The organism is Paeniglutamicibacter sp. NPDC091659 (assembly GCF_044756805.1).
GTDB lineage: Bacteria > Actinomycetota > Actinomycetes > Actinomycetales > Micrococcaceae > Paeniglutamicibacter.
Genome location: NZ_JBIVTO010000010.1, coordinates 73,952 through 89,613 on the forward strand (window position 1 = coordinate 73,952; position 15,662 = coordinate 89,613).

The following is a 15,662-nucleotide window of genomic DNA, read 5'->3' on the forward strand; positions in this document are numbered from 1 at the left end:
GATGTCATTGCTTCACGCCGTTGACCGGGAACGATTCCATGGTGTGGTCGGCCATGTTGTACTTCGTCAGGATCTTGTCGTAGCTGCCGTCGGCCTTGATGGCCTCGAGGCCCTTCTGGATGGCGGTCATGAGCTGCTCCTGGTCCTTGGGGAAGACGATGCCGAAGGCGAGGTCCTGGTAGCGCTCGCCCATGACCAGGGCGCCCTTGGACTCGGCGGCAACGACCGAACCGGAGGTCGAGTCGACCAGGAAGGCGTCCACGCGGTTGGACTGCAGGGCCAGCACCGCCTGGTTCTGTCCGGCGAAGATCGTCACCTCGACCTTCGGCTTGCCGGCCTCCTCGCACTTCTTGGAGGCCTCGGCCGCGTCGGCGTCCTCGGTGGTGCCCTTCACGATGCCGACGTGGCTGCCGCACAGGTCATCGAGCGTCTTGAGCTTCTCGGCGTTGGCGCTCGAGGTCATGACCCCGCCGCCCGCGGAGAAGTAGTCCAGGAAGTTGACCTGCTTCTGGCGTTCCACGGTGTCCGACATCGCCGACATCGCCATGTCGTAGCGGGCCGAGGCGAGGCCCGGGATGATCGCGTCGAAGGCGATGTTGTCGAAGTCCATGGTGACGCCCAGCTGCTTTTCCAGCTCGTCGGCGATTTCCCTGTCGATGCCGATGATGGTGGTGCCGTCGGTGTCGTAGGACTCGAACGGCGGGTATTCGACGTTGCTGGCCACGTTGATGGTTCCGGCCGACTGGATCTTTTCCGGCAGCTGGGCAAACAGCGGCGCGCTGGCGGCCCCCGCCGGGGCCTTCTTTTCCGCCTCCGCGTTCCCTCCGCAGGCGGTCAGGGCAAGCAATGCGGCCAGGGCAAGGGCGCCCAGGGCTGCGGGACGGGCGGTGCGAGTCGAGTTTTTCATGGTTTTTTCTCCCTGTGAGTGAGCTCGGAACTGCTGGAGTGATTGGTTTGCATCGGCGTCGATGCGGGTGGTGCGACCCTGGAACGGGGCAGGGTTGATCGAGCCACCGGCGGTTGCCGGCGGGCTGGGTAGGTGGTGGTTTGTGCCCGGCCTTGGGGAAGACCCCGGCCGGTTCCGCCCGGCTAGCCGGCCAGGACCCTGTTGACCGTCTCGACGACGGCGCCGCTGTGCACCAGGTCCAGGGCCTTGCGGACCCGGGGATAGAGCACGACGTCCTTGCGGATGTGGTCCACGGGCCGGCCGTCGGCGGACTTGGAGGACCGCACCAGTTCCAGGGCGGCGGCGCTGGCTGGACCGGGGCGCGCGTCCCCGGTTTCCTTGCGCATGGCCCGCAGCTCGAGCGCCTGGGAGGCCATGAGCAATTCGATGCCGACCACGGATTCGATGTTGGCAACGATCTGCCGCGCATGGCGGCCGGCGTTGTTGGCCATCGAGACGTGGTCTTCCTGGTTTGCGCAGGTCGGGATCGAGTCGACCGAGTCCGGGTGGGCCAGGGTCTTGCAGTCGGAGACCAGGGCCGCGGCCAGGTACTGCGGCAGCATGTAGCCGCAGTCCATGCCGGTCTGCTCGCTGTCGATGAGCATGTCCGGCAGCCCCCGGTTCAGGGTGCCGTCGTCGAGGCGGAAGAGCCTGCGTTCGGTGATGTTGCCGATCTCGGTGACCACGATCGAGATGAAGTCGGCGGCGAAGGCGACGTATTCGGCGTGGAAGTTTCCGCCGGACACGGCCTTGAGCTTGCGGGTGTCGGGCAGCGCCGGGAAGATCAGCGGGTTGTCGGTGGCCGCGTTGATCTCGTTGTCGATGATCCCGGCCGCGAAGCCCAGGGTGTCCTTGATGGCGCCGAAGACCTGCGGGACGCAGCGCAGCGAGTAGGCGTCCTGCGGGGGCTGGCGCACCGGATCGGTCGAGGCGTTTCCGTCGATCAGCGTGGATCCGGCCAGCAGCTCGCGGATGCGTGCGGCGACCTCGATCTGCCCGCGCTGGCCGCGCGCCTGGTGCAGTTCGTCGATGAACGCGTCCCCGAAGCCCATCAGCGCCTCAATGCTCATCGCGGCGGTGATCTGGGCGGTTTCCAGGAGGTTCTGGGCGTCGTAGAGCGCCAGCGCGGCCTGGGCGCAGGAGAACGAGGTGCCGTTGAGCAGCGCGAGGCCGTCCTTGGCGCCCAGCGGCAGGCGCTCGATGCCGGCATGCCGCATCGCGGCGATGCCGCTGACGACCTTGCCGTCGATCAGGGCCTCCCCCGAGTCCAGTTCCTCGTCCTCGCCGGTGTGCGAGCGGGACATGACGATGGCCACGTGGGCCAGCGGGATGAGGTCGCCGGAGGCACCGAGCGATCCGTACTCCGGGATCGCGGGGCAGACGCCCGCGTTGAGCATCTTGGCCAGGGTGGTGATGATTTCCGGGCGGACCCCGGAGTAGCCCTGGGTCAGGCTGACGATGCGGATGAACATCGTTGCCCTGACCACTTCCTCGTCCACGTTGCGCCCGACGCCCGCGGCGTTGGAGAGCACCAGCCGGCGGGAGAGCTCGGCGGCATCCGAGGGTTCGGAGAAGGCCTGGCGCCCTGCCAACGAGCCGAACCCGGTGTTGATGGAATAGATCGGCGGCGTCTGCTTGCCGGGACCCATCTGGTCGACCACGCCCTGCAGCCATTCCTGGCTGGGGCGCATGGCCTCGAAGACGGCCTCGTCGATGACCACCGGGCGGCGGTGCCGGGCGACCTGGATGAGGTCTTCGAGGGTGGCCCGGTGAACGCCGATGGTCACCGGTGCCGTCTCAGCCAATACTGCTGTAGTCATCAAGGGTCTCCCTGGTTGATTTGTTCGGAGTGCTTTCTTGCAATGCGTGGGTAAGTTTGTTGGCGGACTCGCGAATGACCCGCAGCGTGGAGGAAATCCAGAGCTTTGAGCCGCACTGGCCTTCGGGGCCGGCCACGTTGATGGAGCAGACGACTTCGCCGTGGTTGACCACGGGGACGGCGATGGACACCGACCCGGGATCGAGTTCGCCGCGCGAGAGCACGTATCCGGAGGAGCGGATCTGTGGGATGGAGGCCAAGATCTGTTCGCGCCCCAGGGTGTTGGCGGTGAACCGGGCCATCGGTCCGGAGAGCACCTGGTGCACGACCTCGGGCGGCGCCCACGCAAGCAGCAGGCGCTGGCCAGCACCCGCGTGGAGGGGCAGCAATTCGTTGACGGCGAACGAGTATTTCAGGGACTTGTCGGGTTCGACCCGCCGAAGGCACATGGCCTGGGAACCAAGGCGCACGATCATGACGGCGGTTTCGCCGACCTGGTCCACGATTTCCCGCAAGACGGCGTTGCCGACCTCGGCTAGGTAGGACTGGGCCTGGTGATGGCCGGCGACCCTGAGCAGGACCTGCCCGGGACGGTAGTGCCCTTCTTCCTCGATGACGAAGTTCTGTTCACGCAGCGCCCTGAAGTATCGGTAGGCGGTGCTGGAGGGAATGCCGAGCTTGTTGGCAACCGCGTCTACCGTGACATCCCCGTCGGCTGCGACCTCGGCCAGGATGCTCAGACCCCGTTCGAATGATGTTGCCATTCCTTCCTCCTCCTCTGGACCCTCGGTGTGATGCAAGACATATATTCAGGCAATGCAACGATGTTCCATGCTGCGCAACCGAAGGACAATTCGGATTCTCACATGGTGAGAATCCCGCTAACCCCAACTTTCACATCGCGTTAGGTTGATGGCATTCACCACTACTTTGGGGAGGCACCCATGGACTCGAAACTGGCCGGCGCGACGGCACCCATATTCACGGAAGACCCCTACTCAAACGAACATCTCGTCGATCCCTACGCGCTCTTTGAACGAATGCGCGATGCCGGTCCGGTGCTCAAGATCCAGGAACACGGGGTCCTGGCCGTGACTCGCTTTGATGAATGCAAAGAAGTCCTAGATGACTACCGAACCTTCATCTCAGGCGCGGGTGCCGGGCCCAAGAATTTGCACCACGAACCCAGCTGGCGGGCCCAGGGAATCATGGAATCGGATCCCCCGATCCATACCCAGATGCGCCAGGCCATGGCCGGGGTCATCTCGCCGCGCGGGGTCCGTTCGCTGCGCGCCGGGTTCGAGGAGTACGCCACGGAGCTCGTTGACGAACTCTTGGAACGCGGCGAATTCGACTTGATCAAGGACCTCTCCGAGGTCTTCCCCCTGCGGGCGTTCGGCGACGCCGTGGGAATCCCGAGGGAAGGCCGGGCCGAGAACCTCCTGACGCTCGGGGCCGCCAACTTCTCCACCTTTGGACCCGACACTCCCCTGGCCCGCGAACACTTTGCCGCGGGTGCCGGCACGAACGACTGGGCCATGGCCAACACGGCCCGCGAGCGGTTGAGCCCGGGCAGCCTCGGCGCGCAGATCTGGGACTATGCGGACCGCGGCGAAATTACGACCGCACAGGCGGCCCTGCTGGTGCGCGCCATGCTCTCGGCGGGCCTGGACACCACCATCTTCTCCCTCGGTTCCACGTTGCTGACCCTGGTGCGCCATCCCGAGCAATATGCCAAGGTCCACGAGAACCCCAAGCTCGTGAAATTCGCCATCGACGAGGCCTTCCGGTTCGAGTCCCCGTTCCAGTCCTTCTACCGCACCACGAGCCAGGTGACCGAGATCGGCGGCGTCGCAGTCCCGGAGGACACCAAGGTGGCCGTCTTCGTGGGCGCGGCGAATCGCGACGAGCGCCGTTGGGGTCCCACCGCCAACGAATACGACATCACCCGGCAGGCCGGCGGGCATCTGGCCTTTGGCATGGGCATCCACCAGTGCGTGGGCCAGCCGCTGTCGCGCCTTGAAATGGACGTGCTCATCACCGAACTGGCGAACCGGGTGAAGTCCATCGAGCTGACTGCCGAACCCGAGCAGTTCATGCACACCACGCTGCGCGGCTGGAAGTCGATTCCGGTGAAGGTCACCGCGGCCTGAACCGCACCCCGCTCACCCCACGCCCCGGGCACGCGAAAAATCGTGAGTTGTTCCCCGCCAAGCAATCCGGGAACAACGCACGATTTTCGTGTTCTGGGACGTTACGCGTCCACGGTGCCGAGGCGCACGTGCCGGGGGCCAAGCTCATCCAGGGTGCGCACGCCCAACAGGGCCATGGTCTGCCGGATCTCCCGCTCGAGGATCTCCAGGGTGCGCTCAACACCCGCCTGTCCCCCTGCCATCAGCCCGTAGAGGTAGGCCCTGCCGATGAGCGTGAAGTTGGCGCCGGCCGCCAGCGCCGCCACCACGTCGCCGCCGCTCATGATGCCCGAGTCGACAATGACAAGCTTCTCCGGCCCGACGGCGGCGCGGATCGCCGGCAACTGCAGCAGCGGCACCGGCGCCCTGTCCAGCTGGCGCCCGCCGTGGCTGGAGACCACCACGCCGTCGGCCCCGTGCCCGAAGCACTCCACCGCGTCCTCCGGCCCCTGCACGCCCTTGACGATCAGCGTCCCGGGCCAGGTCTCCCGCACCCAGCCGAGGTCGGCAAAGCTCAGCGAGGCGTCGAACATGGTGTTGAACTGCGCGCTGACGTTCCCCGTCTCCCCGGCGAAGTTCGCGAATTCCAGCGGCTGCGTGGTGAGGAAGTCCAGGCACCACCGTTCCTTTTTAAGCGCGTCTTGGCAACGCACGTGCTCCCCGAACGGTCCTGGGAGGCTGCCGCCGACCGGTTCCCGGCGGGCCCGGGCGGCTCGCGACCGCCGGGCGAATCGGGCCTGTGCCGATGGCCGCGCCCCCGGGTGTCTGATCCGGCCTGGGACTGGGTTGGCCCGCACGCGTCCGCTGTCGCGTGCGGGGTCCGTCCTCCCGTCGCTTGATCGGGCATCCGAGGGCGCGCCTGCCGATGGCCACGGACGCGGCATGGTGCCGCGTCGCCGTCCCACCGGAAGCTGCTTGGAGGGGTTTGTGCCAGTGCTGGCCGCCCCACCGCGAGGTGTAGGCGGGATCGACGGCGATCACTTGAAGTCCGCGGTTGGCGGCCATGGACACCAACCGGTCCCGGAATTTGCCGGTGGGGATCCCCTGGACGGTGGCCCGGAAGCGCCTGCCGCGCACCCCGCGTCCCATCGTTTCGCGGCCCGTGGTCCGGGCGTCCTGGAAGTCGAGGTTCTCGATGGCAATCGCCGCGGCGCCGGTGTCCCGGGCGAGATCCAGCAATGCGGTGATCGCCGCCCGCAGCCGCCCGTCCCGGGTGCCCGCTGGCAGGCCCGCCAGCTCCAGGGGGATCGTGACCGGATGACCGACAGGGTTCCCGGAGGCGTCCAATCGGCAGGCGGCCAGGTGGTCGGCATTCAGGTCCACACCGATGAGCCCCGAGGAGTGCAACGCCTCGAGCCCCGGGGTCGGGGTGTCGCCATATCCCCAGGATGCGTCCAGGTACCAACGATTCTTCACTGGGTCGAAGCTGATGTCGTAGCGGATGCTCCGGCGAGCGGCGACCCGGTCGGCCCATTCCCCGCCGCGGTGGCTGAACATGACCGGTACCGACAGTGCGAGGTGATTTCCCAGGGCCGTAACCAAGGGGGCCGGGACCTTCAACGTGAGGACTCCGGCATCCGTGAGCCGAATGGTCTCGTTGCCGCCGGCCCGTCCGGATTCCCCGTCGGCCGTCAGGAACATCCGCGAGGACGCCCACCGTTCTTCCCACTGCTCCCGGGTGAGGTGGGCGGCATCGAGGTGGTTGCGGGTCTTCCAAAGCTTCTTGCCACCCACGGCGATGGAGGGCCTGCCGGCGGCCAAGGATGCTTGTGCCGTCTCGAAGCGGTGGACGAGTTGGGCCAGGCGGCGGGTCTTCTGGTGGCGTTCCGCCTGGCTCTTGTAGCCGCGGTCCTTGCCGGAGCCCTCGCCCACGGTTGTTGCGATGCGGCGGTGCAGGGCCTCGGTGGCCGCGCGCAGATGCGAGACCTCCGCGGCCAGGGCGCGCATGGCGAGTTGGTATTGGTCCTCGGCGGCCCGCGTGATGGATCCCGCCCACCGGGAAGACGATGCGGCGGTGAGGGTCCGCTTGCGTTCGGTTCTGCCCCGCTCCGCCGCCGGGACCCGGCCCAAGGCCGCACGCCCGGACAGGTCCGTGCGGTACAGGTGCCCCAGGTGTTCGCCGATCATCGTCAGCGCACTGGCTTCGTCGGCGGTGGGGCGCAGCCGGGTGCGGATCCGCACCCCGGACGGCTGCGCGGCCACGAAGGGGGCGCAGATCCTCCGCAGCCCGCCGGCACCGCGGGCCGTGCTCTGGGCTGCTTCCGGTGCCTGGATGGGGGTGTCCATGCCCCAATCATCCGCCGAGCCGCCGACGGTTTGGGTCCGGCCGAGCAGGGGTGTGGACAGCAGAGCATGGACCCCGCCGGCAGGTGGCACGCAGCGCCGGAACCTCCAAATATGGATCCAGCCTCCGACCGGGGACAACGACCGCACCCCAATGCATTCTCAAGCCAACCGTTGGCAACCCCGGGTGCCTGATTGCGTCGAGCATGGTCCGCGCGCCGAGGTGACGGCCGTGTCCACCGTCAGGATCAGTGCGTCGTAGCCGGCGGCCCGGGCCCTGCGCATCATCTCCAGGGAAAGTGCGCGGTCCTGGCGCAGGTACAGCTGGAACCAGCGGGTGCCCAACGACGCCGCCGCGGCGGTTTCCTCGATGGAGACGGTGCCCATGGTGGCCAGGGTGAAGGGGATGTTGTGCTTGGCGGCGGCCGCGGCCCCGGCGTGTTCGCCGGCCGCGTGCATGAGCCGGGTCAGCCCCGTGGGGGCGATGCCCACCGGCAGCGAGAATTTAGTCCCGGCCCCGGTTGTGCTCGGGTCCACCGCGCTCACGTCGCGCAAGATCCCCGGGACAAGCTCCACGTTCTTGTACGCGCGGTAGTTGCGGTCCAAGGTCTCCTCGGAATAGGAGCCGCCGTCGGCATAGTCGAAGGCCGCGGTGGGCGTGCGGCGCCTGGCCAGCAGCCGCAGGTCGTCCACGGTGAGGGCCGCGGTCGCGGGGTTTCTGCCCGGTTTCGGGAACGGCTTGAAGTTCAGTTGCGCGAGCGCCGCCGGGATCCGCGTGAGGGAACGTTTCATGATGCGAAGCGGCCGCCTTTCGATGCTGGAGGACACTTTCCTCCCCGCATCCTAGGCATCGCCGCGGCACTGCCGACAAACGGCATTCCCACGCGGCGGGAACCGGCCTGGCCGGACGGCGGTTAAAGACCGACGGCGGCCGGCCTCCCGGGATACCGGGAGGACGACCGCCGTCGGCGGATGCTGATTGTGCCTTAGAGGGCGGCGAAAACTTCGCGCAGCAGCGTTGCGGTTTCCGACGGGGTCTTGCCGACCTTCACGCCGGCAGCCTCAAGTGCTTCCTTCTTGGCCTGTGCGGTACCGGCCGAGCCGGAGACGATGGCGCCAGCGTGGCCCATGGTCTTGCCCTCGGGGGCGGTGAAGCCTGCCACGTAGCCGACAACCGGCTTGGTGACGTTGGCCTTGATGAAGTCGGCTGCACGCTCTTCGGCGTCGCCGCCGATTTCGCCGATCATGACGATGGCCTTGGTCTCCGGGTCCGCCTCGAACGCAGCCAGGGCGTCAATGTGGGTGGTGCCGATGACCGGGTCGCCGCCGATGCCGATGGCGGTGGAGAAGCCCAGGTCGCGCAGTTCGTACATCATCTGGTAGGTCAGGGTGCCGGACTTGGAGACCAAGCCGATCGGGCCCTTCTGGGTGATGTTGTTCGGCGTGATGCCGACAAGTGCCTCGCCCGGGGTGATGATGCCGGGGCAGTTCGGGCCAATGATGCGGGTGATCTGGTTGCCGTCGGCGTCGACCTTGGACTGGGCAAGTGCCCAGAACTCGGCCGAATCCTGTACCGGAACGCCCTCGGTGATGACAACGACCAGGCCGATGCCTGCCTCGATGGCTTCAACGACTGCATCCTTGGTGAATGCCGGCGGAACGAAGACGATGGAAACGTCTGCGCCGGTTTCGGCCATGGCTTCAGCCACTGCGCCGTAAACCTTGATGTCCTTGCCGCCGTGCAGCACGGTGGTGCCGGCCTTGCGGGCGTTGACGCCACCGACGATGTTGGTGCCGGCCTTCAGCATCAGGGCGGTGTGCTTGGTACCCTCGCCACCGGTGATGCCCTGAACGATGACCTTGGAGTCCTTGTTAAGGTAAATGCTCATGTTCGCGTATCCCTACTTACTTCGCTGCGTTGGCGAGCTCGGCGGCCTTGTCGGCGCCCTCGTCCATGGTTGCTGCCAGGGTGACCAGCGGGTGGTTGGCCTCGGCCAGAATGCGGCGGCCTTCCTCCACGTTGTTGCCGTCAAGGCGCACAACGAGCGGCTTGTTGGCTGCGGAACCGAGTTCGGCCAGCGCGCCGACGATGCCCTTGGCAACGGCGTCACACGCGGTGATGCCACCGAAGACGTTCACGAAGACCGCCTTGACCTGCTTGTCGTTCAGGATGACGTCCAAGCCTGCGGCCATGACCTCTGCAGAGGCTCCACCACCGATGTCCAGGAAGTTGGCGGGCTTCACGTTGCCGTGGTTTTCGCCGGCGTATGCAACGACGTCCAGGGTCGACATGACCAGGCCTGCACCGTTGCCGATGATGCCAACTTCGCCGTCCAGCTTGACGTAGTTGAGGTCCATTGCCTTGGCCTTGGCCTCGAGCGGATCCGCTGCTTCCTTGTCCTCAAGCTCGACGTGGTGCGGGTGACGGAACTCGGCGTTCTCGTCGATGGAGACCTTGCCGTCGAGGGCAACGATCTCGCCGGCGCCGGTGCGAACCAGCGGGTTGACCTCAACCAGGGTTGCGTCTTCCTTCTTGAAGACGTCCCACAGCTTCAGGATTGCCGAGGCAACCTTTTCGGTCAGTTCCGGGGCGAAACCTGCTGCTGCAACGATCTCGTCGGCCTTGGCCTGATCGATGCCGACGGCCGGGTCAACGGCGATGCGTGCCAGTGCCTCGGGGCGCTCAACGGCGAGCTCCTCGATTTCCATGCCGCCTTCCACCGAGCACATGGCCAGGTAGTTGCGGTTGGCGCGGTCCAGCAGTACGGAGAAGTAGAACTCCTCGGCAATGTCTGCACCCTGGGCGATCATGACCTTGTTCACGGTGTGGCCCTTGATGTCCATGCCGAGAATGTTGGTTGCGTGCTCAAATGCCTCGTCGGCGGTCTTTGCGACCTTGACGCCACCGGCCTTGCCGCGGCCTCCGACCTTTACCTGGGCTTTAACAACCACGACGCCGCCGATTTTCTCGGCTGCAGCCTTGGCTTCTTCAGGAGTGTAGGCAACGATGCCGGCCAGCACGGGTACGCCGTGCGACTCGAACATATCGCGCGCCTGGTATTCATACAGGTCCACGGGCTTGTGTCCTTCTTGTCGAAGTCTATGCTGACTCGAAGACGCGGCAAGGCATAACCATGTCGCGCCTCAGAGGGGAGCACCGGGCCATGAAACAGGCCTGATGCACCTTCAGACTAACGCGTTCCAACGCAATGGCACAGTTCTACAAAACGTAGAGACGTACCCGGCGCAATGCCCACGGCTCCCGGCGCACGAAATCTTCCGCAAAAATGCTAGTCAAGCCTAGTCAATGGCGCGTATCGGAGCAGCAACCGCTTTTCGGCATCCGCGAACTTCACCTTCGCCACAGTCTTGTCCCCTGCGCCTTCCAGCGCCAAGACAACGCCCTGGCCGAAGGTGCCGTGCGAGACCTTGTCGCCGATGTTCAGCGCGATGATTTCCTTGTTGGGTTGGACACGTGCGCTGCGCACCGCGGCCCGCGCGGTGGGCGCGGTGCGCAAGGTGTGCTCCTCGCTGGCACCGCTCAGGCGTGCCACTCCCCCGCCAGTGTTGCCGCGTCCCGCGCCCCAGTACGAGCCGGATTCGTAACGGCTGGTGGCAAAGTTTCCGCTGCCGCCGAAGGAATCGAAGGACGAACGCACGGAGCCTTCCCGTTTCCAGTCCAGAAGCTCGGAAGGCACCTCATCGAGGAACTGGCTGGCGGGGTTGTACTGGGATTGCCCCCAGAGGCTGCGGTATTCGGCGCGCGTGAGGTACAGGCGTTCACGTGCGCGGGTCAGCCCGACATAGGCAAGCCGGCGTTCCTCGGCCATTTCCTTTTCGTCGGTCATCGAGCGCTGGTGCGGGAAAATCCCGTTTTCCATGCCTGTGAGAAACACCACCGGGAACTCGAGCCCCTTGGCGGTGTGCAGCGTCATCAGGGTGACGAATCCCTCCCGGCGGGCCATGTCCGCACCCTCGTCATCGGCCGGCGCGTCGGGAATCTGGTCGGCATCCGCCACCAGCGCCACGCGCTCGAGGAAGTCCGTGAGCGTGCCCTCGGGGTTCTCCTTCATGAAGTCGCGCACCACGGCCACGAGTTCGGCAAGGTTTTCGACGCGCGATTCGTCCTGCGGGTCGTTGGAGGAGCGCAGCATCTCCAGGTAACCGGTCTGTTCGAGCACCGCTTCCAGGGCCTCGGCCGGACCGGAGCCCTCGGCCACCACGGCCAGGTCGTCGATGATCTTGACGAAGGCGCCAACCATGTTCAAGCCTCGCGTTCCAAGGCCCGGCGCCTCGTCCGCCCGGCGCAGGGCTTCCATGAAGGAAATGCGTTCGCGTTCGGCAAGGGCGGCGACCGAGTACTCGGCCCTGTCGCCGATGCCGCGCTTGGGTTCGTTGAGGATGCGGCGGACGTTGATGTCGTCCGCGGGATTCATCAGGACCCGGAGGTACGCCAGGGCGTCCTTGACTTCCTTGCGGTCGTAGAAGCGGGTTCCGCCGATGACCTTGTACTTCAGGTCCACGCGCATGAGCTGCTCTTCGAGGGAGCGCGACTGGGCGTTGGTTCGGTAGAAGATCGCGACGTCCCCGGGGCGGATGTCTTCCTCGTCGTTCAGGCGAAGGATCTCATCGGCGATCCAGCGCGCCTCGTCGGATTCGGATTCACCCACGTAGCCGATGATTTTTTCGCCGTCGCCCTCGGCCGTCCACAAACGCTTCTCGGGGCGGTTCGGGTTGCGCTTGATGACCTCGTTGGCCGCGGAAAGAATCGTTTGCGTGGAACGGTAGTTTTGCTCCAGCTTGATGGTTGCGGCGTCCGGGTAGTCCTTGGAAAATTCCACGATGTTGCGGATGTCCGCGCCGCGGAATGCGTAAATCGACTGGTCGGAATCGCCGACCACCGTCAGCTCACCGCCCAGGGTGGGACCGTCGGGTCCGGTCAGCTCGCGCACCAACGCATACTGGGCGTGGTTCGTATCCTGGTACTCGTCGACCATGACGTGGCGGAACCGCCTGCGATAGTTGTCCGCCACCATGGGGAAGGCCCGGAAGATGTTGACCACGTGCGCAATCAGGTCGTCAAAGTCCAGGGCATTTGCCGAGCGCAGTCGCTCGGCGTATCCGCGGTAGACCTGTGAAACCGCACGGGCGAAGGGGTCGTTCGAGTCGACGGTCGCGGCATACTGCTCGTCGTCGATCAGTTCGTTCTTGAGCGCGGAGATCTTGTGGGCCATGGACTTCGGCGTGAACCTTTTCGGGTCCAGCTCCAGGCCTTTGGAAACCATGGTGATCAGGCGCAGGGAATCGGCCGAATCGTAAATCGAGAAGCTCGACTTCAGCCCGACAGCTGCGGCTTCGCGGCGCAAGATGCGCACGCACGAGGAGTGGAAGGTCGAAATCCACATCTTCTTAGCCACGTCGTCGCCCACCAGGGCCGCAATGCGTTCGCGCATTTCCGCCGCGGCCTTGTTGGTGAAGGTAATGGCAAGGATTTCATGCGGGCGTGCGCGGCCAGTGGCCAGCAGGTAGGCAATCCGGTGCGAGAGCACGCGGGTCTTGCCCGAGCCCGCCCCGGCGACGATGAGCAGTGGTGAACCGGCATGCTTGACGGCCTGTTCCTGCTGCGGGTTCAGGCCCCTGAGGAGCTCAAGGGCGTCCGGCAGTGGCTGGGCTGGAACGGGTGCGACGAAGTCATCGAAAAGGAAATCCATGATGGGCCCTAGTCTACGTGGAGCCTGCCCCGGCTTGGCCTGTGGGTGTCTGTTTGAAGGCATAATTGGTTCATGGCCAAGTCACGCAAGTCGAAACAGTACAACCGCCCTGCCCCCGCGGCACCGATCGTCAACCCGTCAACGGAACGCACGCCCGAACAGGCGCAAGGCAACGGAAACCTGGTCTTGGTGGCGGGCGTTGGGGCAGTGATTCTCCTCTTCTGGTACTACCACCTGCTGACGCTGAATCAGATGACCGACCTGTCCAACGGCCTGATGATGCCGGACCAGATGATCGGCGGCTATTCCGTCGAACACATTGAGGCCTTGCGTGCCGCAATGGATCCGAATGCCGCCGGCCAGCTGAACTACCTCCACAAGACCGCCGGCATACTCTTCCCGCTTTTCCTGGCCCTTGTCACAATGCTTGCGGTAAACCTCAACACCTCGCGCGGTCCCGTGCGGTGGGTGCTGTGGGCGGTGCCGATGCTGTTCGCCGTCATTGACGTGTGGGAGAACCGCGCCATCGATGCGCTCTTCAACGGCCCGGTCGATCCGGCCGCGGTCGCGCTTGCATCTACGTTGACCACTACACGCTGGATCCTGCTCTTCGCCACCGTGGCGATCCTGGTCGGGGTGCTGGTGGCTTCGTTCATCCGCACGTTCCGTGAGAAGTGGGAAGCCTCGAAGCAGGGGCTGCTCTAACTTTCGGTTGGCGGCGCTCCATGCGACGTGCGGGGTGCCGCTTCCAAAATTTTTGTCGAAAAACCGCTACGATTAGTAGGGTTCGTTTCGACGAAGCAAGCCTCTGTAGCTCAGTTGGATAGAGCGACCCTCTCCTAAAGGGTAGGCCGTCGGTTCAATTCCGGCCAGGGGCACCAAACCGTTATGGCCTGCACTTGTGCAGGCCATAACGTGTTTAAGGGCTCTCCCGAAGAATCCGGCAGGCGTTGATGCCGTCCGCGGAGTTCGGCCGGTGCACCGGACTGGCCGTAACCCTGCCACGGGCATCCCCGGATGGGCCTCGCCCGGGTTTGGAAAGAGAGTGTTTGAAAATCGGCACCTGCGAACACTGGCCGTCGTTAAACGGTTCCGTCGTCTTGCCGCACGGAACGCCTGCCGCAAGTGTGCGGCCGACGAATCATGCCGCCCCGGAACAACGCGGGACCAACCGAAAAGGCCGTTAAGAAAAAGGTGCCATCGACCGGTGAAATATGGGATAACTCCCATTACATCCCACATCACCGGTCGACGGCGTTGGAGTGGCTCCCCAGCAGCCGACCTGCCGTTCCCCCACACATCAACATTGCGGACAATCGAGACTTTCACACAAAGAACGGTGGGCAGTTCGGTTACTACCAACTCCTACCGGACATCTAAATCCATTTGAAAGGGTTTGTCAACCGGGTCACCTAATTCGCGCAAAAGGGCCGCTCGTGTGCGTAACCGAACGACCCTTCAACTGATTTTTGCTACCTTTTAGCGCAACAAGAGTGCAGCTGCCTTCGGGGACAGGCTGGCGTCCATTACCGCACAGGCGCCGCCGATTGCACCGGCTTCCGGCCCCAGCGTCGAGGAACGAACCTCGATGCCGTGCACGTTCTTGGAACTGAATCGCTCATTGATGACTTCGCGGACTCCGTCAATGCAGTAATCCCCGACTTCGGACCACAGAGGTCCGCCAAATATGACCTGGGAGACGTCCAGCGCGTTGCATAGCTGGCCGGCAACCTGCCCGACCTTGCCCATGCATTCGCGCATGAGAGTCGCGGCATTTTCGTTGCCCTCGTCAGCCATCTTCACGATCTGGCTCATGCCTTCGGCACGCTCTTCGGGGGTTCCGTCATCCGGCACGGTCAACGTCAAGCCGGCTTCACGGGCCTTTTGCGCCACGTGGTTGAACGCCAGGTTGGCATGCAGGCAATCGTTGCGGCCGCAGGTGCACGGCTGGGCGACGACGCCGGTCGAATAGTGGCCGACCTCGCCCGCGTTGTTGCTGACGCCCCGGTGGATTTCCCCGTTGAGAACCATGCCAGCGCCAATGCCCGCACCCACATACATGAGGATGAAGTTGTCGCGCGCGGCGTCGTTCCCCTTCCACAATTCCGCAATGGATGCTGCAATCGTGTCCTTTTCGAGGATGACATCCAGGTCAAGCATGCGTCGCAGCGGCTCGACGATCGCCACGTCTTTCCAGCCGTCAAGCAATGGCGGATCGATCAGGACCCCGCGCTCGCGGTCCAGCGGCCCGGGGGCCGCCACACCGACTCCAACGATGTTGGCTCGCGGTATGCCGGATGCGGCAATGATCTCTTCCACGGTCTTCGCCATGGTTTCGACGGTCTTCTCCGGCACCTCGACCGGAGGAATATCCATACGGCGGGAATGCATCACTTCACCACGTAGGTTCAGCATGACAACGGAGATAACACCGGGATCCAGGTGGATTCCGATGGCAACCATGCGGTTGACTTCCAGTTCCAAGACGGTCCGGGGCTTGCCCGGACCGGAAACGATTGTGCGGTCCTCGCGGACCAAGCCTTCATCGAGCAATCGGCGTACGACGTTTGAGATGGTCTGTGGAGAAAGTCCCGTGGAACCGGCAAGCTCAACGCGGCTTACCCCGTCGACAGCGCGACGAATCGACTCAAAAATAACCGCCTGATTAAAATCCCCGAGTCGACCTAAGTTGGTGCCCCGCTGCATCAATT

At 64.8% G+C, this 15,662-nt stretch carries 12 protein-coding genes and 1 tRNA gene; 3 read left to right on the forward strand and 10 right to left on the reverse strand.

The window, feature by feature from the left end:
• Nucleotides 1-4 precede the first annotated feature (4 nt).
• The 3 genes from ACIQLF_RS17000 to ACIQLF_RS17010 form a co-directional block, all read right to left on the reverse strand.
• Nucleotides 5-907, reverse strand: coding sequence for an ABC transporter substrate-binding protein (locus tag ACIQLF_RS17000; RefSeq protein ID WP_400300948.1), 903 nt, complete (start codon nt 905-907; stop codon nt 5-7).
• Between the two features lie 182 nt (nt 908-1,089).
• Nucleotides 1,090-2,766 carry a histidine ammonia-lyase gene (gene hutH / locus ACIQLF_RS17005; protein ID WP_400300951.1) on the reverse strand — a complete coding sequence of 559 codons (1,677 nt, stop codon included), beginning with the start codon at nt 2,764-2,766 and terminating at the stop codon, nt 1,090-1,092.
• The gene (locus ACIQLF_RS17010; RefSeq protein WP_400300954.1) at nt 2,744-3,529 is read right to left on the reverse strand and encodes an IclR family transcriptional regulator; all 786 of its coding nucleotides are present in this window, start codon (nt 3,527-3,529) and stop codon (nt 2,744-2,746) included. The genes hutH and ACIQLF_RS17010 overlap by 23 nt, the downstream gene beginning before the upstream one ends.
• 180 nt (nt 3,530-3,709) lie before the next feature.
• Here ACIQLF_RS17010 and ACIQLF_RS17015 point away from each other — a divergent pair, with 180 nt between their 5' ends.
• Nucleotides 3,710-4,918, forward strand: coding sequence for a cytochrome P450 (locus ACIQLF_RS17015; RefSeq protein ID WP_400300956.1), 1,209 nt, complete (start codon nt 3,710-3,712; stop codon nt 4,916-4,918).
• A gap of 101 nt (nt 4,919-5,019) precedes the next feature.
• Here the strand turns inward: ACIQLF_RS17015 and ACIQLF_RS17020 are convergent, their stop codons facing one another.
• The 6 genes from ACIQLF_RS17020 to pcrA form a co-directional block, all read right to left on the reverse strand.
• Nucleotides 5,020-5,610: an alpha-hydroxy-acid oxidizing protein gene (locus ACIQLF_RS17020; protein WP_400300959.1), complete on the reverse strand. Its 591-nt coding sequence runs from the start codon at nt 5,608-5,610 to the stop codon at nt 5,020-5,022.
• Nucleotides 5,588-7,243, reverse strand: coding sequence for a hypothetical protein (locus ACIQLF_RS17025; RefSeq protein WP_400300961.1), 1,656 nt, complete (start codon nt 7,241-7,243; stop codon nt 5,588-5,590). The genes ACIQLF_RS17020 and ACIQLF_RS17025 overlap by 23 nt, the downstream gene beginning before the upstream one ends.
• Nucleotides 7,244-7,402: 159 nt before the next feature.
• Nucleotides 7,403-8,032 (reverse strand): alpha-hydroxy-acid oxidizing protein, encoded by a 630-nt coding sequence (locus tag ACIQLF_RS17030; protein WP_400300963.1) that lies wholly within the window; start codon nt 8,030-8,032, stop codon nt 7,403-7,405.
• A gap of 194 nt (nt 8,033-8,226) precedes the next feature.
• Nucleotides 8,227-9,129: a succinate--CoA ligase subunit alpha gene (sucD, locus tag ACIQLF_RS17035; RefSeq protein ID WP_400300965.1), complete on the reverse strand. Its 903-nt coding sequence runs from the start codon at nt 9,127-9,129 to the stop codon at nt 8,227-8,229.
• Between the two features lie 16 nt (nt 9,130-9,145).
• The gene (gene sucC / locus ACIQLF_RS17040; protein WP_400300968.1) at nt 9,146-10,315 is read right to left on the reverse strand and encodes an ADP-forming succinate--CoA ligase subunit beta; all 1,170 of its coding nucleotides are present in this window, start codon (nt 10,313-10,315) and stop codon (nt 9,146-9,148) included.
• A gap of 215 nt (nt 10,316-10,530) precedes the next feature.
• Nucleotides 10,531-12,951: a DNA helicase PcrA gene (pcrA, locus tag ACIQLF_RS17045; RefSeq protein WP_400300970.1), complete on the reverse strand. Its 2,421-nt coding sequence runs from the start codon at nt 12,949-12,951 to the stop codon at nt 10,531-10,533.
• Between the two features lie 72 nt (nt 12,952-13,023).
• Here pcrA and ACIQLF_RS17050 point away from each other — a divergent pair, with 72 nt between their 5' ends.
• Nucleotides 13,024-13,656, forward strand: coding sequence for a hypothetical protein (locus ACIQLF_RS17050; protein WP_400300972.1), 633 nt, complete (start codon nt 13,024-13,026; stop codon nt 13,654-13,656).
• A gap of 99 nt (nt 13,657-13,755) precedes the next feature.
• Nucleotides 13,756-13,832: transfer RNA gene (locus ACIQLF_RS17055), tRNA-Arg, on the forward strand.
• A gap of 598 nt (nt 13,833-14,430) precedes the next feature.
• On the opposite strand, the gene ACIQLF_RS17060 is transcribed toward ACIQLF_RS17055, so the two are convergent.
• Nucleotides 14,431-15,657 carry an ROK family protein gene (locus ACIQLF_RS17060; protein ID WP_400300975.1) on the reverse strand — a complete coding sequence of 409 codons (1,227 nt, stop codon included), beginning with the start codon at nt 15,655-15,657 and terminating at the stop codon, nt 14,431-14,433.
• Between the last annotated feature and the right edge of the window lie 5 nt (nt 15,658-15,662).

Bases quoted from the DNA above. Each gene is read 5' to 3' on its own strand.
- ACIQLF_RS17000 (WP_400300948.1), bottom strand. From the start codon at position 907: ATGAAAAACTCGACTCGCACCGCCCGTCCCGCAGCCCTGGGCGCCCTT.
- hutH (WP_400300951.1), bottom strand. From the start codon at position 2,766: ATGACTACAGCAGTATTGGCTGAGACGGCACCGGTGACCATCGGCGTT.
- ACIQLF_RS17010 (WP_400300954.1), bottom strand. From the start codon at position 3,529: ATGGCAACATCATTCGAACGGGGTCTGAGCATCCTGGCCGAGGTCGCA.
- ACIQLF_RS17015 (WP_400300956.1), top strand. From the start codon at position 3,710: ATGGACTCGAAACTGGCCGGCGCGACGGCACCCATATTCACGGAAGAC.
- ACIQLF_RS17025 (WP_400300961.1), bottom strand. From the start codon at position 7,243: ATGGACACCCCCATCCAGGCACCGGAAGCAGCCCAGAGCACGGCCCGC.
- ACIQLF_RS17030 (WP_400300963.1), bottom strand. From the start codon at position 8,032: ATGAAACGTTCCCTCACGCGGATCCCGGCGGCGCTCGCGCAACTGAAC.
- sucD (WP_400300965.1), bottom strand. From the start codon at position 9,129: ATGAGCATTTACCTTAACAAGGACTCCAAGGTCATCGTTCAGGGCATC.
- pcrA (WP_400300970.1), bottom strand. From the start codon at position 12,951: ATGGATTTCCTTTTCGATGACTTCGTCGCACCCGTTCCAGCCCAGCCA.
- ACIQLF_RS17050 (WP_400300972.1), top strand. From the start codon at position 13,024: ATGGCCAAGTCACGCAAGTCGAAACAGTACAACCGCCCTGCCCCCGCG.
- ACIQLF_RS17060 (WP_400300975.1), bottom strand. From the start codon at position 15,657: ATGCAGCGGGGCACCAACTTAGGTCGACTCGGGGATTTTAATCAGGCG.